Consider the following 25,032-nt stretch of genomic DNA (forward strand, 5'->3'; position numbering starts at 1 on the left):
CGACAGATTCAAGTACGTCAGCACCAAGTACAGAAGCAGAAAAACCAGCACCTAGTAAAGAACCAGATGCGCCTAAGCCTATTACAAAACCTATTGTTGATGTTCCAATTTCAACAGTTACAGGAGATACAGTAATTGGCACTGAAAATGGAAAAGTGATTGTTCAAAGTGCATCTGGAACAATACTAAAGGATGCCAAAGAGGTTGGTGGTGAGGTACAAAAAGACGGTACTGTAGCAATTAAAAAATCAGATGGAAAAATAGAAGTATTGCCAAACACTGGTGAGGGTAAGACTATCTTTACAATAGTAGGTCTCTTGTTAATTGCTGGAGCAGTTTGGATTGGTTTTAAAGATAATATAAAAAAGTATTTAACCTTTTTCAAAAAGAAAAGTGAAAAATAAGATAATGCCATGATTAATTTCATGGCTTTTATTTTATATGTTAAATTCGTAGAATTAATTTTTAAAAATGTTATAATTTTACAATGAGGAGTGCTATGCAAAAAGAAGAATCTTACAAAAAGAATATATTAGTTTCACCAGTTGTTAAGTGGGTAGGTGGCAAAAGACAACTGTTACCTGAAATAAAGAAATATATTCCGTCAAAAATTTCAACATATGTCGAGCCATTTTTAGGGGGAGGAGCAGTATTATTTGAGTTACAACCTAAAAAAGCCATAGTGAATGATTTTAATTCGGAGCTGATTAATGTTTATCAAGTAATTAAGGATAATCCAGAGGAATTAATATTTTCCTTGGAAAATCATAAACAGCTAAATAATGAAGATTACTATTATAAAATAAGAGGATTAGATCGTACAGAAGGATTTGATGATTTAACAAATGTTGAAAAAGCATCAAGAATTCTTTATTTAAATAAAACTTGCTATAATGGTTTGTTTAGAGTAAATCGATCTGGTCAGTTTAATACGCCTTATGGTAAATATAAGAACCCTAATATTGTAAATGAGGTTACAATTCGAGCAATGTCTAAGTACTTGAATAAAAACAGTATTAAATTAATGAATGGTGATTATAAAGAAGCTCTTAAAAATTTAAGAAAAGGAGCTTTTGTTTATTTTGATCCACCTTATTTACCAATTTCGTCGTCATCTTCATTTACAGGATATACAGAGAATGGTTTTGATATTGATAAACAGATAGAATTACGTGATGAGTGTAAAAAATTAGCAAAACGAGGTATAAATTTTTTATTATCAAATTCCTATAGTTCAGAGATACTTGATTTATACTCAGATAAATCTTTATTTGAAATTGAAGTTGTGAAAGCTACAAGAAATGTAAATAGTGTTTCTGAAAAGCGTGGTGAGATTAATGAAGTGTTAATAACTAATGTAAAACAATAATATGAAACAGCAAAAATTAACTGATACTGCATGGCAAAATCTTATAGAGAAGTATAATATTTTAACAGCTATTGAGAATGAAGGATACTTTAAAATTTCTTCGAATGAAATAAAAGAATTTAGAGAACCTCGACTGATGGCTAAATTTGATAGTTCTAAATATTTACCTGATGTTTTTAAAAATAATAAGTTAAACATTTTGCCTATTAGTAGGTCTAAATATATACTAGGACGATTTAAATTATATGAAAATTTTCCAGACCTGAAAAATTTCAATACTAAGTTACCACAAATAGATTTACCAGAATTGGAAACAATTGATATCGAGAAAATTACTTCGGAAGCTAATGCGATAAATGTATTACAGCTTTCTGGGATATTGGAAGATTTTTTAGAATTGCCAGAAAGTGAAAAGCTTTATCCAACATTCAATAGTAGAATGGGTTCTGGTATATTTGATTTTTATGTTGATACTTTTGATGAATCTAGACAATTTATTTCAGTTGAAAATGCACAGATAGAAATTGATGGCGGTTTTGAGTCTGAAAATTTTGTTATAATTGTTGAAGCAAAAAATGTAATACATACAGATTTTCATGTTCGACAGTTATATTATCCTTATAGAAAATGGACATCCTTAGTTAATAAACCAATTAGGTTAGTATTTTCTATTTATTCAAACATGATTTTTAGATTATTGGAATATGAATTTGAAGATTTAAATAATTATTCTTCAATAAGATTTATTAAAGAAAAATACTATAGTTTAGAAGATACAACAATAACAATTGATGACCTTAAAGAAGTTTTTTATTCTACTGAGTGTGTTTATTTAGATAAATATGGAAAATCAAGAGATGATGTTCCATCTGTACAAGCAGATAGTTTTGAAAGAGTAATTTCTTTACTTGAAAATATGTATCAGAATGAGATGTCAAAAGAAGATATTCAAGAGTTGATGCACTTTTCAGAAAGACAGGTGGGATATTATTTTAATGCAGGTAGATACTTAGAAATATTTTGTAAAAAGAAAAACAATGAAAAGCGAATAGTTTATACACTGACTGAAATAGGAAATAAGATATATTTATCTCATTACAAAAAAAGGCAATTATTGTTAGTAAGACAGATTTTTAAACATAAAATTTTTAGAACTTTATTTGAGCAGGTACTTGTGAACGGAGAATTGCCAGAACTAGACTATATTACTGATTTGGAGTTAGAATATGAAATGGTTAATAGTAGGTCTACAGCGGAACGAAGGGCTAGATCAATAAGAGCTTGGATAAGCTGGATATTTAATTTGACCAAATTATAAAAGTTAATAAGTGAAATCATGATAATATCATGGTTTTTTATTTTGTATAAATGCAGGAGAATTATGTTTAGAATATTTAGAGATGTTAAAGTCACAGTTATTTGTTAATTCATTTTATTATGATACCAGTTATGAAGATTACATTGACAATAATATTTATTGTGTTTATTGCCATTTTTGGATTTGCTGGAGCAGTTTGGATTGGTTTTAAAGATAATATAAAAAAGTATTTAACCTTTTTCAAAAAGAAAAGTGAAAAATAAGATAATGCCATGATTAATTTCATGGCTTTAGTTTTGTTTAAAGGAGCGAAATTGAAAAGACTAGTATATTATTTCATAGCATTAATTTATAGTATTATTTTATTGAAATTAATTGAAACAATATCTAGCAGATTAATACTGACAATATTATTACTAATATTAATTATACTACTAGAAAAAGTTTTGCACGATTGATATAATAACAAATAAAGGGATGTTATTGTGTTGAACTATAAGTATATTACTCTAAATGATAGTTATGAGTTAAATGTTTGGTTAGATTTTGTATTACGAGATTTAAAAAAAGGAAAAAAAGTATTCTAAATTTAGATTTATAATAAAAAAATTGTCTATTAAAAATTCAAGAACTACATTTCAAGAAATCGAAAGTGTTCGTAAAGAATTAATGGGACTATCAGAACTTGATTTGAAGCATTTAAGAATGATAATTGAAAATAGAGAGACAACAGGGATTGGTTTAGAATTCAAAGCATTTTTACAAAAGATATTTAATTATTTTGGTGTGATTGTAGTAGGTTTAATTCCAGTAATATTAGGTTATAATTCAATAGAGAGAGTTGTAACTTCTTGGTTAAATGCCAAAACTTTTAAATCTAGTATTTTATTAATTGTATGGATATTTGTTTTATATATTTATTATGTAGGTTTTAAAGAATTCTTTTTGCATGATTCTAAAAAAAGAGAAGTTAGAAAGTATTTGTTATTTTTGATAAATGATATTTTATTAGATATGGAGAAACATTGATGTCATGATTAGTTTCATGGCTTTTTTAATTAAATAATACAGAATGGAATAAAATGTGATAGAATAGGAGAAAAAATGATAGGGGATTATTCAGTAATGGATTGGGCTACTTTAGGTGGTGTTGTAGGAATTATTTTTACAAATGTGGGAGTTTTGATTTCAAACTCTAGGGATAATAAAGCTATTCAACGAGAACTTGAGCTTTTAGAAGAAGGTCAAGAGAAATTGGTAGACGAATTTTCCAAAATTTCGACAAATCAATATGATAAATATGTTCTGATACAAAGCAATTTATCAAACAATATTGAAAAGAATAAACAAGAATTAGTTCAAAAAAACTCATATGTTAAAGAAGATACTAAATATATCCGTGATGAAATGCTTATTGAGAAAAAGTCAAGGGAAGAAGTTTATAATCATGTGAAAAATGGAGATAAACTTATTGAAAAAATGGCTTTTGCTAATGAATTAATTTTGAAGTTTGGTGAAGTAAGCAGAGAAAATCAAATGTTAGGCTTAAAAGTTAATTCTTTAGAGGAAAAAATAGTCGATTTATCAAATCAACCTAAAAATGATGAAATATCAAAATTACGTAAATCAATTTCAAGTTTTGAAAGGGAATTATCTAGGTTTGAGGATGGCGGTTATAGCGAAGCAGAAGAAATAAAAAGTACTTTAAGAAGAATATTAAATGATCTTGAAGGATAAGAAGTTGATAGAAATAAAGTTGTGATTAATTTCATGGCTTTTTTTGTTTGTTTTTTTATTAAAGCGTAATGTTCGGGGGATATGGATTTTAAATTAAAACTGCAATTGAAAAATAGTTCGGTTTTAAAGTGGAAAACCTAATTACCTGGAACAAATAACGTTCGGATTAAGCAAGTTATAAGGAGGATGAGTATGCAACAGGTTTTTAATGTGAGTGTTCCTGTACCAGATGATGTTGTTATTATTTCAAAAGAAGAATATTTAAATTTGTTAAGTGATAATGAACAAGGCAAGTGGTGGGATATTGATAACTTACAAGAGTTATTGGGAATTGGAAGGTCAAAATTGATTAATGATATTTTGTTAAATCCAGATATAAAAAAAGAAGTAGATTTATCAATTAATCCAAATGGTTTTATTGTTTATCCGAAAGGTAAAGGTAGTCGATATAAAATATTAGCAACAAAAGCTAGAAAATATTTTGAAGATAATTTTGGTTCTATTTTATTAAATAGTTAAATGGTATAATATTGAGGATAAATTCCTTGATGTCTAAGAAAGGAGTAAAATGGCAACATATAGACAAAGAGGTAAAAAGAAATTATGGGATTATAGAATATTCAATGAAAAAAGTGAGTTAGTTGCTTCTGGTTCAGGTTTTAAGACAAAGCGTGAAGCTATGAATGAAGCTATGAGGATAGAGCAACAAAAGTTATTAGTAAATTCTATATCTTCTGATATAACATTGTATGATTTGTGGTTTGAATGGTACAGTTTAATTATAAAGCCTAGCAATCTAGCAGAGACTACAAAGAACAAATATTTTACAAGAGGTTCTGTTATTCGTAAACTTTTTGGAAATCAGAAAGTAAATAAAATAAAGCATAGTGCGTATCAGAGGAAATTAAATATGTACGCTGAAAAATACACTAAAAACCATGTTAGAAGGTTAAATTCAGATATAAAAAAAGCTATCCAATTTGCTAAAAGAGATGGTGTCTTATTATCTGATTTTACTGATGGAGTTGTCATAGCTGGTAGGAAATTTGTTAAGGATGCAGATGATAAATATCTACATAGTATTTCTGATTACAAGAAAGTGATATCTTATTTAGAAAACAATTTGGATTATTCAAATAGTATTGTTTATTATTTATTACTGGTGCTATTTAAAACAGGTTTACGAGTGGGGGAAGCTTTAGCTTTAACTTGGGATGATGTTAATTTTGAAGATCTAGAAATCAAGACGTATAGAAGATTTAGTGGGGATAAGGGAACTTTTAGTCCACCTAAAACAAAAACCTCAATTCGTACTATTCCTATTAGTCAATCTTTGGCATTAACCTTAAGACGTTTGAAGGATGATCAGCAAGTTATGTTGAAAAACTTAAAAATTGTAAATATTAATAATCAAATATTTTATGACTATAGGTACGGTGTGTCGTCAAATAGTGCCATTAATAAAAGTTTGAGAAATGTATTACATTTATTAAATATTGATTCAAAAATGACTGCAATAGGTGCGAGACATACCTATGGAAGTTATTTATTGGCTAAGGGTGTTGATATTTGGGTAGTTGCAAGATTAATGGGTCATAAGGATATTACACAGTTACTTGAAACTTATGGTCACGTCTTGACAGAAGTAATAAATAAGGAATATGAAACGGTCAGAAGTTTAGTATCTTAAAGCTAATTTTTAAAGAATATCTTCTAGAACAAATTTAGAACAAATCTGCTGAAACAAAGAAAAAAACCTTTAAAATCAAGGTTTTCAACTATATTATTAGTGCCCCCTACAGGGCTCGAACCTGTGACCCATAGATTAAGAGTCTACTGCTCTACCAACTGAGCTAAGGAGGCTAGGAAGCTGTATTGGCACCGATGATCCACTTTTTGTATTGATCCCGCACAAAATAAGCAGGTGGGTAACTCGCACCTCTTTAAGTGGCTTCCGCGTGTTAACGGCTTGCGCACTAGAGATGACTTCGTTTCCCGAAATACAAAGAAATAGTCGGTCAACACTTAGATGTGGATTCGTATGCCACAGCAATGTTTCTATGTCTTTATGATACCACTTTTTATAAAATTTTCAAGCAAAATTATCGATTTTTGAAATCGATTGCGATTTTTAAAACTAGCAATCAGTCTGAGAGCTTATCAATGCGCTCTTTATTTGAACCAAGTGCGCGTTCGTATTTACCAGTTTCATTGGCTTCAAAGTAATTATGTCCTACTAGTTTATCTGGTAAGTATTGTTGTTTAACCCATTTTTCAGGATAGGCGTGAGGGTACTTGTAATCCCTTGCATTGCCCAAGGTTTTACTACCGCTGTAATGTCCATCTCTTAGGTGACGTGGAATAGGTAAATTTCCTGAACGACGTAAATCAGCTAAAGCTGCATCCATAGCCAAATAGGCTGAATTTGATTTAGGTGATAGAGCTAAATCCACAACAATGTTAGCAATAAGAATACGAGCTTCTGGAAAACCAATGCGTTGGGCAGCTTCCAATGCAGTCACAGTATGTATTTGTGCTTCGGGGTTAGCTAAGCCGATATCTTCATAAGCAATAATGGTCAAACGTCTTGCTAAACTAGGTAAATCTCCGGCTTCTACTAAACGAGCGGCATAGTGCAGGCTGGCATTGACATCAGAACCTCTAATTGATTTTTGTAAGGCTGATAGGATATCATAATGCCCATCTCCGTTTTTATCCATTGTAATATAACTACGCTGCAGACTATTTTCCATTGTCTCTAGACTAATATGACGGCTACCATCTTCATTAGGAGAAGTAGACATGACTGCTAGATCCAAGGAATTATAAGCAGATCGTAGGTCTCCATTTGTGGCGGTAACAATAAAATCTAGCGCCTCATCATCAATTGTCACTAAAAAAGGAAATCCCCGTTCTTTATCGGAAATTGCTAGCTGAATGGCTTTTTTAATATCCTCGTTAGAAAGAGGTTCTAACTCAAAAATTTGTACCCTACTTCTAATGGCAGGAGTTACTGAAAAGAAAGGATTTTCAGTTGTTGCTCCAATCATAATAATATTGCCATTCTCAAGTAGAGGTAAAAGAAAATCTTGTTTTGTCTTGTCAAGTCTATGAATCTCGTCAAGTAATAAAACTAAGCCACCAGAAAATTTAGCTTCTTCTGCAATTTCTTGAAGACGTTTTTTACTATCAACAGTGGCATTAAAAGTACGAAAGGCATATTTAGTAGTACCAGCAATAGCAGAAGCAATAGAAGTCTTCCCAATACCTGGTGGGCCATATAGGATCATGGAAGATAACATATTAGCTGCAACCATTCGATCAATAATTTTGCCATTACCAACGAGATGTTGCTGCCCGATAACTTCATTAATATTGCGAGGACGCATACGTAGAGCAAGATTGTCAGCCATGATTATTCTCCAAATCTTTTGCGAAAATTAAAGCATCAACATAATGATTTTCAATGAAAAAGGCTTTAGTGATTCGAGCCTCTTCGGTAAACCCGTATTTTTGATAGAGGGAAATGGCTCTGCTGTTATTGCCCATGACATGCATGGCAATCTTGATGTAACCTTGAGCTTTAGCCTCAGTTAGCAGAGCTTTCAAGAGAGCTTTACCCAGTCCCTGACCTTGGTAGGGTTCAGCGATGAGAATGCCGAAAGTGGCAACATGCTTGCCAGCTGGGAAAGGATAGTAGGGACCAAAGTCCAAGACGCCAGCGATCTTATCATCGACCTCAGCGACAAAGAAGGACATGCCATTTGCCAGATTCTTCTCCAAATCACTCTCAGTCCACTTGCGGTCATAGACAGGAGAGGTAAGAGCAGTCCAGCCAGTATTTTGTAAGGTCAGAACTGCCTCACGGTCGCAGTCCTGCATAGGTCTGATAATCATAATTGATGATACAAAGGGACGGTTCGGTTTACCGAAAATTTTCGTAAAGAAATAGGGAACGACGAAGTGTCGTCAGACATTAGGAAGTTCATCTTTTCTTCTAGAAAATTAGTCCCGTATTCAAATCCTTTCTATTTTCTATATAGAGTTTTTCTCTTGGCTGACGCTTTTAACATAGTATGAAGTCAGTCAAAAACGGCTAGTCTTTGAGACTATTGTAACATAAAAATAAGTAGGAACTACCTTTTGATTAACCTGAGTCTGTAACGTTTTTCTTCTATTTCATGTTATAATAAGAAAGAATAAATAGAAAATAAGGACATAAGATGGCTAAATTTGGATTTTTATCGGTACTAGAAGAAGAATTGGATAAGCATTTACAGTATGACTTTGCCATGGATTGGGATAAGAAAAATCATACTGTAGAAGTCACTTTTATATTAGAAGCACAAAACAGCTCTGCTATTGAAACCGTGGACGACCAGGGGGAGACGAGTAGCGAGGACATCGTTTTTGAGGACTATGTACTCTTTTACAACCCTGTCAAGTCTCGCTTTGATGCTGAGGACTATCTGGTGACTATCCCCTATGAGCCTAAGAAGGGCTTGTCGCGTGAGTTTCTGGCTTATTTTGCGGAGACTCTCAACGAGGTTGCCACTGAAGGGTTGAGCGACCTCATGGACTTCCTCACCGATGACAGTATCGAAGAGTTCGGTCTTTCTTGGGATACGGATGCTTTTGAAAATGGCAGAGCAGAACTGAAAGAGACAGAGTTTTACCCTTATCCGAGATATTAGACTTGATGGATTTGCTAAAATGTGGATATACATTGGATGATATAGAAACAGCCAGACCAGAGGATATGGAACGTTATTATGCCCCTGAACAAATCAGAAAATATGGAGCTTTAGGAATAGAATTGAGGTTATTGCATGGATATTTTTGATGAGTTATTTGATTTCTCAGGTGCAAAGATCGCTCTTTTCTGCGAGGGAAAGATTTTGACCAGCCTAAGAGATGATTTTCCAGATTTGCCCTATGCAGGCTTTTGGGACTTACCAGGCGGTGGTCGTGAGGACAATGAAACACCTTTGGAATGTCTTTTTCGTGAAGTTGATGAAGAATTAAGTCTGACCTTAACTCGAAACCATATTGATTGGGTCAAGACTTATAGGGGTATGTTGAAGCCTGATAAATTATCAGTTTTTATGGTTGGACATATCAGTCAGAAAGAGTACGATAGCATTGTTCTAGGCGATGAAGGACAAGACTACAAACTCATGTCCATTGACGAATTTTTAAGCCATAAAAAGGTCATTCCTCAGTTGCAGGAGAGGTTGAGAGATTATTTGGAGGTGGAAGATGATTACTTTACAAAAGGCGGAAGCTAGTGATTTAGAGAAGATTATTGCCATTCAGAGAGCTAGCTTTAAGGCAGTCTATGAGAAATACCACGATCAATACGATCCCTATGTGGAAGAAGTTGAGCAGATTCGATGGAAACTAGTGGAGCGACCAGATTGTTTCTATCATTTTGTCCTTGTTGATGAGACAATTGTTGGTTTTCTTAGATTGGTTATCAAAGACGAGGAGAAGCGTGCTTGGCTTGGTACGGCGGCTATTCTTCCCCAATATCAAGGGCAGGGCTACGGCTCAGCAGTGATGGCTTTATTAGAGAAAACCTATCCTAAGCTTACAAAGTGGGATTTATGTACGATTGCGCAAGAAAAACTAATGGTCAGTTTTTATGAAAAATGTGGTTATCATTCAACCCATACCGAACCTGAGCAAGAAGGAATGGATATGGTCTATATGACAAAGAAGATAGAATAAAAAAAGAAAACTAGATGATTGTCTAGTTTTCTGATAGTTTATTGGCAATAGTAAGCAATAGCTTGGCTGACAAATTCACTTGTTCCTGCTCCACCAGCTTTGTCAATTGATTGACTAAACCGGTCATCTGATTGATACATTTGTCCTAGTCCAGCAAGGATTTCATTGGTACAGGTGTAAAAATGCTGAGAGATATAGTCTTGTAGCCGTTTCACACACATTTGAACAGATTCATCAGATACATTTTGTGTCTTTAATTGCCCAAATTGTACCATTATTTTTGCCATTTCTTGGCTAATTTGTGCAAAGTCATCTGAAGCATGTTTTTGAGCAAATTCTTTGTAGGCTGCTGTTTGTCCCCACTTTTCTTTTGCTTCAGCTTGTAATTGTTCTAATTCTGTTTTATTATAAACATCGAAATTCATATAATCATCTCCTTTTTCTTGTAATCGTTTCGCATGGGTGATAACCTGCTCAAGGTGCGATCTTTTCCATTCAAGCAATTTGATTTGTTGGGCTAATAAGTCTTGCCTTTCCTCTTTTGCTTGCTCAAGCAGGTATTTGATATCTTTGAGAGGGAATTCCAACTCACGAAATAGCAAAATTTCTTGCAGGCGAATCAATGCTTCATCGTCATAAAGTCGATAGCCTGCTTCGGATAGGGCGGTAGGTGGGAATAAACCGATTTTATCATAGTGATGCAAGGTGCGCACACTTACACCGCTTAAGATACTGACTTCTTTAACTGTTTTCATGGTAATAACCTCCTCTCACTTACATAGTATAAAGGATAACCTAAGGTCAGGGTCAAGCAAAAAATAAATTATTTTGAAAAGTATGGTTAATCATATTGATTTGAAGATAAAGGAGGGATAGTTATAGAAATAGTTGAGCTACTTAGGGAATGGTATTCTTCCTTTGAAGTTAAAGAAGAAAAGTGGAATGAAAAATATGAAGGTATCCTCATAAGAATTGAAGGCGATGGAAACTATAAAAGGTGTCGTTTAGCTCATAAGACAGCTAGCAAGATGGGGTATTTTACAGTATTTTGGCAGAAAGATGGAAATGGTAAAAATATTCCTTTTTATGAACAAGATGAAGTGGAAGATTTGATTATTGTCATTAAAGATGGTAGGTGGAAAGGTTTGTTCATCATTCCCAAAGAGGTTGCAGTGAGTAAGGGTATTCTTTCATCTGCTAACTCTCAAGGAAAGATGGCTATGCGATTTTACCCTCCTTGGTGTAGCGATTTAAATAGAACAGCTTTGGTGACACAGCGATGGCAGTTGAACTATTTTATTGATTTAAGTAGAAATAATGAAGGAGTTACTACATGAACACATGGAATGAACTAACGGTTCACGTGAATCGTGAGGCAGAGGAAGCTGTCTCGAATTTATTGATTGAAACTGGCAGTCAGGGGGTTGCCATTAGCGATTCGGCTGACTACCTTGGACAGGAGGATCGTTTCGGTGAGCTTTATCCTGAGGTGGAGCAGTCTGATATGATTGCTATTACTGCTTATTATCCTGATACGCTTGATATTGAGGCGGTTAAGGCTGATTTGGCTGATCGTTTAGCTAATTTTGAAGGCTTTGGTCTTGCGACGGGTAGCGTCAACCTTGACAGTCAGGAATTGGTCGAAGAGGACTGGGCTGATAACTGGAAGAAGTACTATGAGCCAGCTCGCATTACCCATGATTTGACCATCGTGCCGTCATGGACGGACTACGAGGCTAAGGCTGGTGAGAAGATTATCAAGATGGATCCTGGTATGGCTTTTGGGACTGGGACTCACCCAACGACTAAGATGAGTCTTTTTGCCTTGGAGCAAGTGCTTCGTGGTGGTGAGACGGTTATCGATGTGGGGACTGGTTCTGGCGTTTTGTCTATTGCTAGCTCTCTCTTGGGTGCCAAGGACATCTATGCCTATGATTTGGATGATGTTGCAGTGCGCGTGGCTCAGGAAAATATCGATATGAACCCTGGCACTGAAAATATTCATGTGGCTGCTGGTGATCTGCTCAAAGGTGTCCAGCAAGAGGTAGATGTTATTGTTGCCAATATTTTGGCGGATATTTTGATCCATCTGACAGACGACGCCTACCGTTTGGTCAAGGATGAGGGCTATCTCATCATGTCTGGTATCATTTCTGAGAAGTGGGACATGGTGCGTGAGAGTGCTGAAAAAGCTGGTTTCTTCCTTGAGACTCACATGGTTCAAGGTGAGTGGAATGCCTGCGTTTTCAAAAAGACAGATGATATTTCAGGAGTGATTGGCGGCTAATGCAACAGTATTTTGTAAATGGCGAAGCAGGTGCCTATGTGACCATCGAGGACAAGGATACCATCAAGCACATGTTCAATGTCATGCGATTGACAGAAGATGACCAAGTGGTCTTGGTTTTTGATGATGCCATCAAGCGTCTGGCAAAGGTGGTGGACAGCTCTGCTCATCGCTTCCAAATTCTAGAAGAGCTAGACAACAATATTGAAATGCCAGTTCAAGTGACCATTGCCTCAGGTTTTCCCAAGGGAGACAAGTTGGATTTTGTGACGCAAAAGGCAACAGAATTGGGTGCTGCGGCTATCTGGGGATTCCCAGCTGACTGGTCAGTCGTCAAGTGGGACGGCAAGAAACTAGCTAAAAAAGAAGATAAGCTGGCAAAAATTGCTCTGGGCGCAGCGGAGCAGAGCAAGCGTAATCGTCTTCCTCAGGTTCGTTTATTTGAGAAGAAGGCTGATTTTCAAGCGGAGCTTGCAGGCTTTGATAAGATTTTTATCGCCTATGAAGAGTCTGCCAAGGAGGGTGAATTGTCAGCGCTAGCCCAGAACTTGCAGACTGTAAAAGCAGGTGACAAGCTCCTCTTCATCTTTGGACCAGAAGGGGGCATTTCTCCAAAAGAAATCGCAGCTTTTGAAGAGGTTGGAGCTATCAAGGTGGGCTTGGGGCCACGCATCATGCGCACAGAAACAGCGCCGCTCTATGCTCTAAGTGTTATTAGTTACTCAGCGGAGTTATTATGATTATTGCTATTCAAGGTGGTATGGCTGTAGGGAAAACCACAGCTTTGAAAATCATTGAGAATGTTTACCCCAAAATCGCTATTAGTTTTGAGGATATTTCTCCAGTAGTTGATAAGATTAATAAACATCAGCTTGATAACAATAAATTAGACGATTATTGTGAAATTCAACAACTATTTATTCAGCATGAGCGAGATAGATACGAACTTGTTAGAGATAATGAAATAGTGTTAATGGATTATGGAGCTGAGGAAATTGCTTTTTATACACAATACTTTCCAAAGGTGGCGGGTTATAGTTGGACTTTACCTTCTAATTTGTTACTAGAGGTAAATAGGCTAAAGGAATGTTTTGCTGATTATATTATTTTTCTAGATGCAGATGAGACGGTCCTATACCAACGTCAAAAAAATGATTTTAATAGACAGCGTCATTTTTTCAAATGGTATACTCATCACCTGCTGCCTGCTAAAAAACATTATTTAGACACATTTTCCAATGTTATTCATATTAATACAAATCATTTAAATGCTGAGGAAGTGGCTGAAAAAATCATTGACATCATTCGTAAGTTAACTCTATAATGGGATAGTTATACTCCAATTATGTGATGTAACAACTGTTTCAATCCGACTTACTGGCTGAATTACCATAATAGAAAAAAGGAGTTTGGATAATTTTCCAACTCTTTTTAATTTTACATTGATTTTACAAAAATCCTCAAAGAGATTTGATATTTCTTAACTATAATAAAATCAAATCAAAAAATATTTAGGAGTTCATCATGAAAAAACACAAAATGCTATCTCTTTTGGCGGTATCTGGTCTTATGGGAATTGGCATCCTAGCAGGATGCTCAAATGATTCATCATCTTCATCTAAAGGGACAATTAACATTGTTTCTAGAGAGGAAGGGTCTGGAACTCGTGGAGCTTTCATAGAGTTATTTGGGATCGAGTCAAAAAATAAAAAGGGCGAAAAAGTAGACCATACTTCTGATGCAGCAACTGTTACCAATTCAACTTCAGTTATGCTAACCACTGTCTCTAAAGACCCGTCAGCTATTGGTTATTCTTCACTAGGTTCATTAAATAGTAGCGTTAAAGTGCTTAAAATTGATGGCAAAAATGCGACTGTAAAAGATATTAAATCAGGAAGCTATAAGATTTCTCGTCCTTTCAATATTGTAACAAAAGAAGGTAAGGAAAAAGAAGCAACAAAAGATTTTATTGATTATATCTTAAGCAAAGATGGGCAAGCAGTCGTTGAGAAAAATGGCTATATTCCACTTGACAATGCTAAAGCATATCAAGCAAAAGTGTCATCTGGTAAAGTTGTTATAGCAGGTTCAAGTTCAGTAACGCCGGTTATGGAAAAGATTAAAGAAGCCTATCATAAAGTAAATGCAAAAGTAGATGTTGAAATTCAACAAAGTGATTCTTCAACTGGGATTACAAGCGCAATTGATGGATCAGCAGATATAGGTATGGCATCACGTGAATTGGATAAGACAGAGTCATCCAAAGGGGTCAAAGCTACTGTTATTGCAACAGATGGTATTGCAGTAGTTGTTAATAAGAAAAATAAAGTTAATGATCTATCAACAAAACAAGTAAAAGACATTTTTACTGGAAAGACAACGTCTTGGTCTGACTTATCAAAGTAAGGTAAGAGTAAACAATGAAACAAACAAAAGAAGGTCTTATGCAAGCTGTGTTTTTCATCACGGCTTGCGTCAGTGTTATATCAGCTATTTTAATTTGCCTCTTTCTCTTCTCTAGTGGTCTTCCAGCTATTACGAAAATCGGCTGGGGAAATTTTATATTTGGTAAAGTCTGGCATCCTAGTAATAATATTTTTGGCATCTTTCCAATGATTGTAGGTTCCTTATATGTTACAGCGGGAGCTTTACTTTTAGGAGGACCGATAGGTATCCTTACTGCTGTTTTTATGGCTTATTTCTGCCCAGAAAATATTTATAAGCCTTTAAAGTCAGCTATCAATTTAATGGCGGGAATCCCTTCAGTTGTTTATGGTTTCTTTGGACTCGTTGTTATTGTCCCTATGATAAGGCAATATATTGGTGGCTTTGGTATGGGAGTCTTAGCAGCTTCAATTTTGCTAGGAATTATGATTTTACCAACAATTGTTAGCATTTCAGAATCTTCTTTAAGAGCTGTTCCAGAGAGCTATTATGAAGGCGGTATTGCCCTTGGTGCCTCTCATGAACGAAGTGTCTTCTTTGCTGTTTTACCAGCTGCTAAACGTGGCATTTTAGCATCGGTTGTTTTGGGAATTGGACGTGCTATTGGTGAAACAATGGCTGTCATCATGGTAGCGGGTAATCAAGCTGTCTTGCCTCAATCGCTGACATCAGGCGTTAGAACTCTAACCACTAACATTGTTATGGAAATGGGCTATTCTTCTGGTTTGCATCGTCAAGCCTTAATTGGTACAGCTGTGGTACTCTTTATCTTTATATTAATGATTAATATCAGTTTTTCAGCATTACAGAAAGAGGAATAAGATGGAAAATATTAACCAAAGAACGTCAAAACAATATTTAGCATCTTTAAAAAAAGATCCCCTTTCCTTCTTTCTTTTTGCTATTGTCTATTTGGGAGCAATTCTAAGTTTTGCTACAATTGCATTTGTTGTTATTTATATTTTAGTTAAGGGGCTTCCTCATGTGAATACTGGCTTGTTTGCATGGACTTATAATACTCAGAACGTTTCACTATTACCAGCTTTCATTAACACTATCTTTATCATCGCCTTAACTTTATTATTTGCAGTTCCACTTGGTATTGGTGGATCAATTTATCTAACGGAATATGCTAGACGTGATAATCCTTATCTCAAAATTATCCGTGTTGCAACCGAGACATTGGCAGGGATACCTTCAATTATTTATGGTTTGTTTGGTGCATTATTTTTTGTAAAATACACACACTTAGGCTTATCTTTGATATCGGGTTCTCTGACTTTGAGCATCATGATTTTACCTTTGATTATGAGGACAACTGAAGAAGCTTTACTATCTGTTCCGGATTCTTATCGAGAAGGAGCCTTTGCGCTTGGTGCTGGTAAATTGAGAACCATATTTAAAATCGTATTACCTAGTGCTATGTCTGGTATTTTTGCTGGTATTATTTTAGCGGTAGGACGTATCATTGGTGAGTCAGCAGCACTTATTTTCACAGCTGGAACAGTTGCAAAAGTAGCACATTCGGTATTTAGTTCATCTCGTACTTTAGCAGTACATATGTATGCTATTTCGGGTGAGGGCTTATATGTTGACCAAACTTATGCGACTGCGGTCATCTTATTGCTTTTAGTTATTATTGTCAATTTTGTATCTGGACTAGTAGCCAAACGATTAGGAAGTGAGTCGAACAGTGAGTAAATTAGTAATTAATAATTTAGATTTGTATTATGGAGAATTTCACGCTCTGAAGGATGTTAATTTAGACATTGAAGAAAAAGAAATCACAGCCTTTATTGGACCTTCTGGGTGCGGAAAGTCTACTCTCTTGAAAAGTATTAACCGTATGAATGATTTGGTCAAAAATTGCAAAATCACAGGGGATATTACTTTAGAAGGCGAGGATGTCTATAGACAATTGGATATTAACCAATTGCGTAAAAAGGTTGGAATGGTGTTTCAAAAACCTAATCCGTTTCCAATGAGCATTTATGATAATGTTGCTTTTGGTCCAAGAACGCACGGTATTCATTCCAAAGCAGAGTTAGATGATATCGTTGAACGTTCCCTTAAACAGGCGGCTCTATGGGATGAGGTTAAAGATCGTCTTCACAAATCTGCTCTGGGTATGTCTGGCGGACAGCAGCAACGTTTGTGTATTGCGCGTGCTCTTGCTATTGAGCCTGATGTTTTACTTATGGATGAACCCACAAGTGCCTTGGATCCTATTTCAACAGCAAAAATTGAAGAATTGGTTATCCAACTGAAGAAGAACTACACTATTGTTATAGTGACACATAATATGCAACAAGCTGTTCGTATTTCTGATAAAACAGCATTCTTTCTGATGGGAGAAGTGGTTGAATATAACAAAACGAGCCAACTCTTTTCATTGCCACAAGATGAGCGTACAGAAAACTACATTACAGGGAGATTCGGATGATTCGTTCACGATTTGCAAGTCAACTTAATGACCTTAATAAAGAAATTATTTTTATGGGGGCATTGTGTGAGGACATCATTGGGAAGTCCTTAGGTGCTCTAACAAATAGTAATGACGTTTACCTTGACGATATTTCTGAAACTTATCACAAGATTGAACAAATGGAACGGGATATTGAGGAGAGATGTTTAAAACTTTTACTCCGTCAGCAACCAGTTGCCAAGGATTTACGCCGTATTTCTTCTGCATTAAAAATGGTTTATGATATGAAACGTATTGGTGCTCAAGCTTATGAAATTGCGGAAATTGTTAGTTTAGGTCATATTATCCAAGGTGCAGGTTCTGAAAGGGATCAACTTAACAGCATGTCTAATAATGTCATTAGTATGCTGACTAAGAGTATAGATGCTTTTATTTATGACAATGAAGAACAAGCGCATCAAGTAATTGAACAAGATAGGACAGTTAACCAGGAATTTGATACAATAAAGAAACAGTTAGTGTTATATTTTTCGGTACAGGATGTTGATGGTGAATATCCCATAGATGTTTTAATGATCGCCAAGTACCTAGAGCGTATTGGTGATCATACAGTAAATATTGCTAAGTGGGTGCTTTTCTCAATAACAGGTAACCTAGATGGAGAAGCGTAATGATATATTGTGTTGAAGATGATGCTGATATTCGCGAAATGATGCTCTATACTTTGCAAATGGCAGGTTTTAAAGCTCAAGGATTTTCGAGTTCAGAGCTTTTTTGGGAAGCTATTCAGGAGAAAGTTCCAGACTTGATTTTGCTTGATATTATGTTGCCGGGAGATGATGGTTTGACTATTTTAGAGCGTTTAAGGAGAAAACATCAAACGGAAATGATACCAGTAATCATGACAACTGCTAAAGGTAGTGAGTATGATAAAGTTAAAGGGTTAGATCTTGGAGCAGATGATTATCTCGTCAAACCTTTTGGGATGATGGAAATGATTTCACGAATAAAAGCAGTCTTGAGACGTAGCCGCCAAGTAGATTCAAAAGCTCATATTATCATTGGAAATTTAGAGATTGATCCGACTAATTATTGGGTCAAAAGGGGAACGGAAAAAATCCACTTAACCCTAAAGGAATTTGAGTTATTAGTATTATTCTTCCGTAATCCCAATAGAGTCTTTACAAGGCAAGAACTTCTGGATAAGGTTTGGGGAGAACAATTTTTAGGAGAAACTAGAACTGTGGATGTTCACATTGGGACACTGCGAACAAAACTTGGTGAGGATGGCTATTTGATTGCTACAGTAAGGGGAGTTGGATACCGTTTGGAGGAAAGACATGACTAAAAAAATTTTCCGTACAACTTTATCTGCTAGTTTGGGAATTGTTTTAGTTACAATTTTGATGATTATGGGATTTCTCTATAATTACTTCAATCACATTCAGCGAGAACAGTTGAGAACACAAACGGCACTGGCGTCACAAGGAATTTCCTTTGAAGGTAAAGATTATTTTGAAAATCTTAAAACTTCAAATGTGCGTATTACTTGGGTAGATAATAAGGGACAAGTGCTTTATGATACCCAATCAGATGCAAAACATATGAAAAATCACGCCAATCGTCAAGAAATTAAAGAAGCTATCAAGAGTGGTTATGGTGAGAGCACGAGGTGGTCAGCGACACTTACTGAGAAGTCTATCTATGCTGCGCAACGTTTAAATAATGGAACGATAGTTCGTTTATCAGTTGCGCAACAAACTATTTTTTATCTTCTCCTTGGTATGATAAGTCCCTTAGCAATTATCATCTTACTTGCTATTATTTTATCTGTATTAATTGCACGATATATAGCAAAAAAAGTATCAGAGCCTTTAAACAATATTGACTTAGATCATCCTTTATCAAATGATAGTTACGAGGAGATAACACCATTATTAAGGCGTCTTGATAGCCATCAGGCTAAGATTCAACATCAAAAACTGTTATTACAAAAGCGTCAAAAAGAATTTGATACCATTATTTCTAAAATTAAGGAAGGAATGATTCTTTTAGATGATCAAGCAAGAATCGTTAGTATCAACGCAGAAGCTTTAAAGTTATTCCAAATTAATGATGATTGGCATGGGCGCTTTATGATGGAAGTTAGCCGAGATTTAACTCTCAAAGACTTAATCGATCAAGGACTAAAAGGGAAAAAGAAAGAGGCTAATATTGGCATTGAAAATAATCATTACCGCGTCTTGGTAAGACCAACTACAGATAACAACCGAGTAACAGGATTGGTTGTTCTACTGTTTGATGTGACTGATCAACTCCAAATGGAACAACTTCAACGTGAATTTACTGCCAATGTCTCTCATGAATTGAAAACCCCGCTTCATGTTATTTCTGGTTACTCAGAACTGTTAGCTAATCAAATGGTTCCAAACGAAGAAGTCCCACAATTTGCAGCTAAAATTCATAAAGAATCTGAACGATTAGTTAAATTGGTTGAGGATATTATCAACCTTTCTCACCTTGATGAACAAGAAAAATTACCGCAAGAGACAGTAAATCTGTATGACTTAACACAAAAAGTTTTAGAAGGTTTACAAGCTAAAGCAGATAAGAAGCACATACAAATCAATTTTAATGGAGAAGAAGCTATTTTGCGAGGGAATCCAGTTTTATTGAATTCCTTGGTGTACAACTTGTGTGACAATGCTATCACCTATAACCATGAGAAAGGTCAAGTAAATGTGACTTTGAAAAATTCACCTGATACAATTACCTTAGAAGTTAGTGATACGGGACTAGGCATTGCAGAGAAGGACAAAAAACGTATTTTCGAACGTTTCTATCGCGTCGATAAAAGTCGCTCAAAAATAGTTGGGGGGACTGGTTTAGGTTTGTCTATTGTAAAGAGTGCTTTAGATTTTCACAATGGTAGTATAAAAGTGGACAGCCATTTGGGGCAGGGAACAACAATGACCGTTTTACTTCACAAACAATAAAAACTCACAAATAAAAGTCTAGATGATATTATCTAGACTTTTTTAGTAATTCAGAAAAAATATATAAGTAAGGGTTTACAAAAAACAAATAAGTGCTATAATAAAACCATAATAACGCAAACGATTGCACTATTAAGTGCATAAAAGGAGATTGAAGATGAAAAATAATGTCAAACAGCTCTTTAGTTTTGAATTTTGGCAGAAGTTTGGGAAGGCTTTGATGGTTGTTATTGCTGTTATGCCAGCAGCAGGATTGATGGTTAGTATTGGTAACTCCATTAGTCTATTGGATCCATCAAATGTTTTATTAGGGCGCATAGCTAATGTTATTGCTCAAATTGGTTGGGGAGTTATTGGTAACTTACACATCTTATTTGCATTGGCTATTGGTGGTAGCTGGGCTAAAGAACGTGCCGGTGGTGCTTTTGCGGCTGGCTTATCCTTTATTCTTATTAACCTTATTACAGGGAACTTTTTTGGTGTTAAAACAGATATGTTAGCAGACAGTAAAGCAACTGTTCAAACGGTATTTGGTGCAACCATCAGAGTTTCAGATTACTTTGTTAACGTTCTTGGGCAACCTGCTCTTAATATGGGTGTATTTGTCGGTATTATTTCAGGTTTCGTTGGTGCAACTGCCTTTAATAAATATTATAACTATCGTAAATTACCAGATGCTTTAACTTTTTTCAATGGAAAACGTTTTGTTCCATTTGTTGTTATTTATCGTTCAGTCATTGTTGCATTAATTTTATCAGTATTTTGGCCGGTTGTTCAATCAGGTATCAATGGCTTTGGTAAATGGATTGCAAGTTCACAAGACAGTGCTCCAATATTAGCACCATTTGTCTACGGTACGTTAGAGCGTTTATTGCTCCCATTTGGTTTACACCATATGTTAACTATTCCAATGAACTACACGCAACTAGGTGGCACATACACTGTCCTTACAGGTGCAACTAAAGGAGCACAGGTGTTGGGACAAGATCCACTGTGGTTAGCATGGGTTGGTGATTTAATTAACTTAAAAGGCTCAAATTCAAGTCAATACCATCACTTATTGACAAGTGTCACTCCAGCACGTTTTAAAGTGGGGCAAATGATTGGTGCTTCAGGTATTTTGATGGGATTATCTTATGCTATGTATCGTAACGTTGATAAAGATAAAAAATTGAAATACAAGTCAATGTTTATTTCAGCAGCAGCGGCTACTTTCTTGACAGGTGTTACTGAGCCAATTGAGTACATGTTCATGTTTGCAGCAATGCCACTCTACCTTGTATATGCTGTCGTTCAAGGATGTGCGTTTGCTATGGCAGATATTGTTAACCTCCGCGTTCATTCATTTGGTAATATAGAATTTTTAACACGTGTTCCTATGGGCATAAAAGCGGGCCTTGGTGGTGATATTTTCAACTTTGTTTGGGTGACACTTCTTTTTGCAGTATTGATGTACTTTATTGCAAACTTTATGATTAAAAAATTCAATTTAGCAACAGCAGGACGTAATGGTAATTATGATAACGAAGAGGTTGATAATGCTCCTTCAACAGCTTCTGGTTCTGCTGATGCAAATTCTCAAGTTGTACAAGTTATTAATTTACTTGGTGGTCGTGATAACATTGAAGATGTAGATGCATGTATGACTCGTCTTCGTGTCACAGTTAAAGATGGAAATAGCGTGGGTTCTGAAGCAGCTTGGAAAAAAGCTGGTGCAATGGGATTGGTGTTAAAAGGTAATGGCGTTCAAGCTATTTACGGACCTAAAGCAGATGTCCTTAAATCAGACATTCAAGATTTGCTAGATTCAGGTACAGTTATTCCAATAGTTGATTTAGAAACAGGTCAACCTGTAGCAGCAGCCCCAGTTACAACTTATAAAGGAATAACAGAAGAAATTGTTTCGGTGGCTAATGGTCAAGTAGAAGCATTGGATGTTGTTAAAGACCCTGTCTTTTCTCAAAAAATGATGGGTGATGGCTTTGCTGTGGAACCAACTGATGGCAATATTTATGTTCCAGTTTCAGGTACAGTTACTAGTGTCTTTCCAACAAAACATGCTTTTGGTTTATTAACAGAAAGTGGCCTAGAAGTTTTAGTACATATCGGTCTAGATACAGTAGCTCTTGATGGTCAACCATTTGAGGTTAAAATTTCTAGTGGTCAAAAAGTGGTAGCAGGCGATCTTGCTGTAGTAGCAGATTTGGAAGCTATCAAAGCAGCTGGTAAAGAGACAAGTGTGATTATCGTCTTTACAAATGTTTCAGATATAAAAACTGTTAAACTTGAAAAATCAGGTCCACAAATAGCTAAAACAGTTGTGGCAAAAGTCGAACTGTAACAAACGATAGGAGCTGGGCAAGTCTCAGCTTCTTTCTGATGAAAGGATACTCTATGGCAAAATGCTTAACGTTAAATACTCATTCATGGATGGAAGTAAATGCTCTAAAGAAATTATTTGATTTAGCAGAGCATATCTTCCGTGAAAAATATGATATCATCTGCCTACAAGAGGTGAACCAGAGCATATCTTCCCCTCTTGCTAAGAGTAGTCCAAATTATCATCCGATTGAAGGTACACCAGCTCTTCATCAAGATAACTTTGCCTTGCAATTAGTGCATTACCTAAATCTTCAAGGTCTACACTATCATTGGACATGGGCTTATAATCATATTGGTTATAGTAAGTACCATGAAGGGGTAGCGATACTTTCTCTGAAACCATTAAAGCCAGAGGATATTTTAGTTTCAGCTGTAGACGATGAGACTGATTATCATACTCGTCGTGCTCTGGTAGCTGAGACCACTCTGAATGACAAAGTCGTTACAGTAGTTAGCCTCCATTTATCATGGTTTGAGAAAGGATTTGCGGAGGAGTGGAAACGACTAGAAACTACCCTACTTGAGGTAGAAACTCCACTTTTACTCATGGGTGACTTTAATAATCCTACTGGAAATCAGGGTTATGAACTTGTTCTTAATAGTCCATTAGCATTAAAGGATAGCCACCAAATAGCCAATCATGTATTTGGGGACCATACTATTATGGCTGATATTGATGGTTGGGAAGGGAATAAAAAGGCTCTTAAAGTTGACCATATTTTTACTAGCGAAGACCTTTCAATCAGTTCAAGTCAAGTAGTTTTTGAAGGTGGTGAAGCACCTGTCGTTAGTGATCATTACGGCTTGGAAATTACCATGGATTTCTAATATCTTATAATAAAAGATACCCTTAGGTTCAGATAAAGTCTGTATCTAAGGGTATTTTAATAGAAATAATTTATTTTTAATACTTAACTACTTAATTAGGTGTTCAAATAGTTATATATATGTTAAAATTAGCATATATTTATTATGCTTTTAAAATTAGCCTCATGGACGTCACATATTAAGACGGGATAACTCATAAACGATACCTATGAGAAGAATATCGTAGTGGCTCTATTGTGACTATTAATATTCAAGTAATAAGATAGAGGATATAAGGTGAATATTTTTATACTTGAGGATGATTTTGTTCAACAAGCCCATTTTGAAAAAATCATTAAAGAGATTAGAGTACAGTACAATCTGCATTTCAAAACAGTAGAAACGTTTGCTAAACCAGTTCAATTATTGGAATCAATTTATGAAATAGGTTTACATAATTTATTTTTCTTAGATATTGAAATAAAAAATGATGAGCAGATGGGCTTAGAGGTAGCAAAACAAATTAGACAAGTTGATCCATATGCTCAGATTGTTTTTGTTACAACTCATTCAGAATTAATGCCTTTAACCTTTCGTTATCAGGTATCAGCTTTAGACTATATCGATAAAGGACTTTCACAGGAAGAGTTTAGCCAAAGGATTGAGGAAGTATTGTTGTACGTAGATGGCATTTGCAATAAGCCCTTAGTGGAAAATTCATTCTACTTTAAGTCGCGTTACAGCCAGGTACAATTACCTTTTAACGATCTTCTTTATATAGAAACATCCTCAAGATCACATAGAGTTGTCCTTTATACTGAAAAAGATAGAATGGAATTCACAGCCACTTTGGGGGATATTTTAAAACAAGAACCTAGGCTCTTTCAATGTCATCGCTCTTTTTTAGTAAATCCCTTAAATATTTTTAAAGTGGATAGGATAGATAGATTAGTTTACTTCCAAAATGGAACGACTTGTCTGGTTTCACGCAATAAAGTGAGAGATATAGTATCTATAGTGGATAAATATCAAAAGGATAGAAAAAGATGAGTTCTATTTTAGACCGTTACTTCAAAACTTCTTTACAGGAGAGGTTGGTTGTTCAAAGAAAACTCTAATTGGCTAATATGATAGATTATAGCCACCATATTGAAGTTTCTTTAGAGACAGATGAACCTAAGATAGCCATGTCTTATTTTACATTAAACCATAAGCAAATTTTTATCATAGAAAATTCGATAGTCGAGGAAAGAATAGATGCTTCACGTTTGTTTGGTTATGGAGCAAGTAGCAAGGGAGAAGATAGAGGGTTAGGCCTTTATAATGTCATGAAAGTTATTGACCGTTATCCCAATGCATCTATTAGTACAAATAGTGAACAACATACTTTCCGTCAGGGCTTAGAAATAATCTTTTAGCTATATTACTTTACAATCATTTAGAGAGTAAGTGAGAAAGCTCATTTTTAACCTTTAGCTCAGTCGCTATATTTTAGTAATTGATTTTTCAACTGTCTTAATTATTGAAAGGAGACAA

General features: G+C 35.2%; 27 protein-coding genes, 1 tRNA gene and 2 pseudogenes. 26 read left to right on the forward strand and 4 right to left on the reverse strand.

The features are described from left to right. The 8 genes and pseudogenes from HMPREF2818_RS10310 to HMPREF2818_RS04085 form a co-directional block, all read left to right on the forward strand. On the forward strand, positions 1-404 hold a 404-nt coding region (locus HMPREF2818_RS10310), incomplete at its 5' end, for an LPXTG cell wall anchor domain-containing protein (RefSeq protein WP_257378949.1). Between the two features lie 95 nt (positions 405-499). Next, entirely contained in the window at positions 500-1,369 is an 870-nt protein-coding gene (locus HMPREF2818_RS04055; RefSeq protein WP_001168338.1) for a DNA adenine methylase, read from the forward strand. Between the two features lies 1 nt (position 1,370). After that, positions 1,371-2,687, forward strand: coding sequence for a type II restriction enzyme (locus HMPREF2818_RS04060; protein WP_000813279.1), 1,317 nt, complete (start codon positions 1,371-1,373; stop codon positions 2,685-2,687). Between the two features lie 134 nt (positions 2,688-2,821). Beyond that, positions 2,822-2,950, forward strand: a pseudogene (locus tag HMPREF2818_RS10460) (cell wall anchor protein); the annotation flags it as partial. Between the two features lie 222 nt (positions 2,951-3,172). Further along, positions 3,173-3,716, forward strand: a pseudogene (locus HMPREF2818_RS04070) (hypothetical protein). Between the two features lie 75 nt (positions 3,717-3,791). Then, complete coding sequence (locus HMPREF2818_RS04075) at positions 3,792-4,424, forward strand: hypothetical protein (protein WP_000578744.1); 633 nt, start codon at positions 3,792-3,794, stop codon at positions 4,422-4,424. Positions 4,425-4,616: 192 nt separating this feature from the next. After that, a complete protein-coding gene (locus HMPREF2818_RS04080) occupies positions 4,617-4,943 on the forward strand; it encodes a DUF771 domain-containing protein (RefSeq protein WP_001188031.1) in 327 nt (108 codons plus the stop codon). Positions 4,944-4,992: 49 nt separating this feature from the next. Then, the gene (locus HMPREF2818_RS04085; protein WP_000257254.1) at positions 4,993-6,114 is read left to right on the forward strand and encodes a site-specific integrase; all 1,122 of its coding nucleotides are present in this window, start codon (positions 4,993-4,995) and stop codon (positions 6,112-6,114) included. Between the two features lie 100 nt (positions 6,115-6,214). Here the strand turns inward: HMPREF2818_RS04085 and HMPREF2818_RS04090 are convergent. The 3 genes from HMPREF2818_RS04090 to HMPREF2818_RS04100 form a co-directional block, all read right to left on the reverse strand. Further along, positions 6,215-6,287: transfer RNA gene (locus tag HMPREF2818_RS04090), tRNA-Lys, on the reverse strand. Between the two features lie 281 nt (positions 6,288-6,568). After that, positions 6,569-7,837 (reverse strand): replication-associated recombination protein A, encoded by a 1,269-nt coding sequence (locus HMPREF2818_RS04095; RefSeq protein ID WP_000774761.1) that lies wholly within the window; start codon positions 7,835-7,837, stop codon positions 6,569-6,571. After that, on the reverse strand, positions 7,830-8,321 hold the full coding sequence (locus HMPREF2818_RS04100; protein WP_000586891.1) for a GNAT family N-acetyltransferase: 492 nt from the start codon (positions 8,319-8,321) through the stop codon (positions 7,830-7,832). The genes HMPREF2818_RS04095 and HMPREF2818_RS04100 overlap by 8 nt, the downstream gene beginning before the upstream one ends. 326 nt (positions 8,322-8,647) lie before the next feature. On the opposite strand from HMPREF2818_RS04100, the gene HMPREF2818_RS04105 reads away from it, so the two are divergent. From HMPREF2818_RS04105 to HMPREF2818_RS04115, 3 genes are all read left to right on the forward strand, one after another. Further along, positions 8,648-9,118: a DUF3013 family protein gene (locus HMPREF2818_RS04105; protein ID WP_001051348.1), complete on the forward strand. Its 471-nt coding sequence runs from the start codon at positions 8,648-8,650 to the stop codon at positions 9,116-9,118. A gap of 135 nt (positions 9,119-9,253) precedes the next feature. Continuing rightward, positions 9,254-9,712 carry an NUDIX hydrolase gene (locus HMPREF2818_RS04110; RefSeq protein ID WP_000350744.1) on the forward strand — a complete coding sequence of 153 codons (459 nt, stop codon included), beginning with the start codon at positions 9,254-9,256 and terminating at the stop codon, positions 9,710-9,712. Then, on the forward strand, positions 9,684-10,154 hold the full coding sequence (locus HMPREF2818_RS04115; RefSeq protein WP_000631752.1) for a GNAT family N-acetyltransferase: 471 nt from the start codon (positions 9,684-9,686) through the stop codon (positions 10,152-10,154). Before HMPREF2818_RS04110 ends, HMPREF2818_RS04115 begins: the two co-directional genes overlap by 29 nt. 38 nt (positions 10,155-10,192) lie before the next feature. On the opposite strand, the gene HMPREF2818_RS04120 is transcribed toward HMPREF2818_RS04115, so the two are convergent. Further along, the gene (locus HMPREF2818_RS04120; RefSeq protein ID WP_000859572.1) at positions 10,193-10,909 is read right to left on the reverse strand and encodes a MerR family transcriptional regulator; all 717 of its coding nucleotides are present in this window, start codon (positions 10,907-10,909) and stop codon (positions 10,193-10,195) included. A 129-nt stretch (positions 10,910-11,038) separates the two neighbouring features. On the opposite strand from HMPREF2818_RS04120, the gene HMPREF2818_RS04125 reads away from it, so the two are divergent. The 15 genes from HMPREF2818_RS04125 (at position 11,039) to HMPREF2818_RS04195 (ending at position 24,914) form a co-directional block, all read left to right on the forward strand. Next, complete coding sequence (locus HMPREF2818_RS04125; protein ID WP_223295891.1) at positions 11,039-11,491, forward strand: MepB family protein; 453 nt, start codon at positions 11,039-11,041, stop codon at positions 11,489-11,491. After that, positions 11,488-12,441 carry a 50S ribosomal protein L11 methyltransferase gene (gene prmA / locus HMPREF2818_RS04130; protein ID WP_001099294.1) on the forward strand — a complete coding sequence of 318 codons (954 nt, stop codon included), beginning with the start codon at positions 11,488-11,490 and terminating at the stop codon, positions 12,439-12,441. Before HMPREF2818_RS04125 ends, prmA begins: the two co-directional genes overlap by 4 nt. Further along, entirely contained in the window at positions 12,441-13,181 is a 741-nt protein-coding gene (locus HMPREF2818_RS04135) for a 16S rRNA (uracil(1498)-N(3))-methyltransferase (protein WP_001188234.1), read from the forward strand. The genes prmA and HMPREF2818_RS04135 overlap by 1 nt, the downstream gene beginning before the upstream one ends. After that, positions 13,178-13,765, forward strand: coding sequence for an AAA family ATPase (locus HMPREF2818_RS04140; protein ID WP_000582354.1), 588 nt, complete (start codon positions 13,178-13,180; stop codon positions 13,763-13,765). Before HMPREF2818_RS04135 ends, HMPREF2818_RS04140 begins: the two co-directional genes overlap by 4 nt. 200 nt (positions 13,766-13,965) lie before the next feature. Beyond that, the gene (locus HMPREF2818_RS04145) at positions 13,966-14,847 is read left to right on the forward strand and encodes a substrate-binding domain-containing protein (protein ID WP_000716331.1); all 882 of its coding nucleotides are present in this window, start codon (positions 13,966-13,968) and stop codon (positions 14,845-14,847) included. A gap of 14 nt (positions 14,848-14,861) precedes the next feature. Further along, positions 14,862-15,707, forward strand: a complete 846-nt coding sequence (gene pstC / locus HMPREF2818_RS04150; protein ID WP_000814831.1) for a phosphate ABC transporter permease subunit PstC — start codon at positions 14,862-14,864, stop codon at positions 15,705-15,707. Position 15,708: 1 nt separating this feature from the next. Then, positions 15,709-16,587, forward strand: a complete 879-nt coding sequence (gene pstA / locus HMPREF2818_RS04155) for a phosphate ABC transporter permease PstA (RefSeq protein WP_000427927.1) — start codon at positions 15,709-15,711, stop codon at positions 16,585-16,587. Next, on the forward strand, positions 16,580-17,329 hold the full coding sequence (gene pstB, locus HMPREF2818_RS04160) for a phosphate ABC transporter ATP-binding protein PstB (RefSeq protein ID WP_000041121.1): 750 nt from the start codon (positions 16,580-16,582) through the stop codon (positions 17,327-17,329). The genes pstA and pstB overlap by 8 nt, the downstream gene beginning before the upstream one ends. Then, positions 17,326-17,982 carry a phosphate signaling complex protein PhoU gene (gene phoU, locus HMPREF2818_RS04165; RefSeq protein WP_000621376.1) on the forward strand — a complete coding sequence of 219 codons (657 nt, stop codon included), beginning with the start codon at positions 17,326-17,328 and terminating at the stop codon, positions 17,980-17,982. The genes pstB and phoU overlap by 4 nt, the downstream gene beginning before the upstream one ends. Next, the gene (locus HMPREF2818_RS04170) at positions 17,982-18,659 is read left to right on the forward strand and encodes a winged helix-turn-helix domain-containing protein (protein ID WP_000638639.1); all 678 of its coding nucleotides are present in this window, start codon (positions 17,982-17,984) and stop codon (positions 18,657-18,659) included. Before phoU ends, HMPREF2818_RS04170 begins: the two co-directional genes overlap by 1 nt. After that, the gene (locus HMPREF2818_RS04175) at positions 18,652-20,307 is read left to right on the forward strand and encodes a sensor histidine kinase (RefSeq protein WP_000162279.1); all 1,656 of its coding nucleotides are present in this window, start codon (positions 18,652-18,654) and stop codon (positions 20,305-20,307) included. Before HMPREF2818_RS04170 ends, HMPREF2818_RS04175 begins: the two co-directional genes overlap by 8 nt. 157 nt (positions 20,308-20,464) lie before the next feature. Beyond that, positions 20,465-22,648: a PTS transporter subunit IIBC gene (locus tag HMPREF2818_RS04180; protein ID WP_000795063.1), complete on the forward strand. Its 2,184-nt coding sequence runs from the start codon at positions 20,465-20,467 to the stop codon at positions 22,646-22,648. A 53-nt stretch (positions 22,649-22,701) separates the two neighbouring features. Continuing rightward, complete coding sequence (locus tag HMPREF2818_RS04185; protein ID WP_001029868.1) at positions 22,702-23,517, forward strand: endonuclease/exonuclease/phosphatase family protein; 816 nt, start codon at positions 22,702-22,704, stop codon at positions 23,515-23,517. 276 nt (positions 23,518-23,793) lie between these two features. Continuing rightward, complete coding sequence (locus HMPREF2818_RS04190) at positions 23,794-24,546, forward strand: response regulator transcription factor (protein WP_001019932.1); 753 nt, start codon at positions 23,794-23,796, stop codon at positions 24,544-24,546. A 68-nt stretch (positions 24,547-24,614) separates the two neighbouring features. Then, positions 24,615-24,914: a GHKL domain-containing protein gene (locus tag HMPREF2818_RS04195; RefSeq protein WP_000002567.1), complete on the forward strand. Its 300-nt coding sequence runs from the start codon at positions 24,615-24,617 to the stop codon at positions 24,912-24,914. The last annotated feature ends 118 nt before the right edge of the window (positions 24,915-25,032 follow it).

The organism is Streptococcus sp. HMSC076H09 (genome assembly GCF_001811765.1).
Taxonomy (GTDB): Bacteria; Bacillota; Bacilli; order Lactobacillales; family Streptococcaceae; genus Streptococcus; species Streptococcus agalactiae.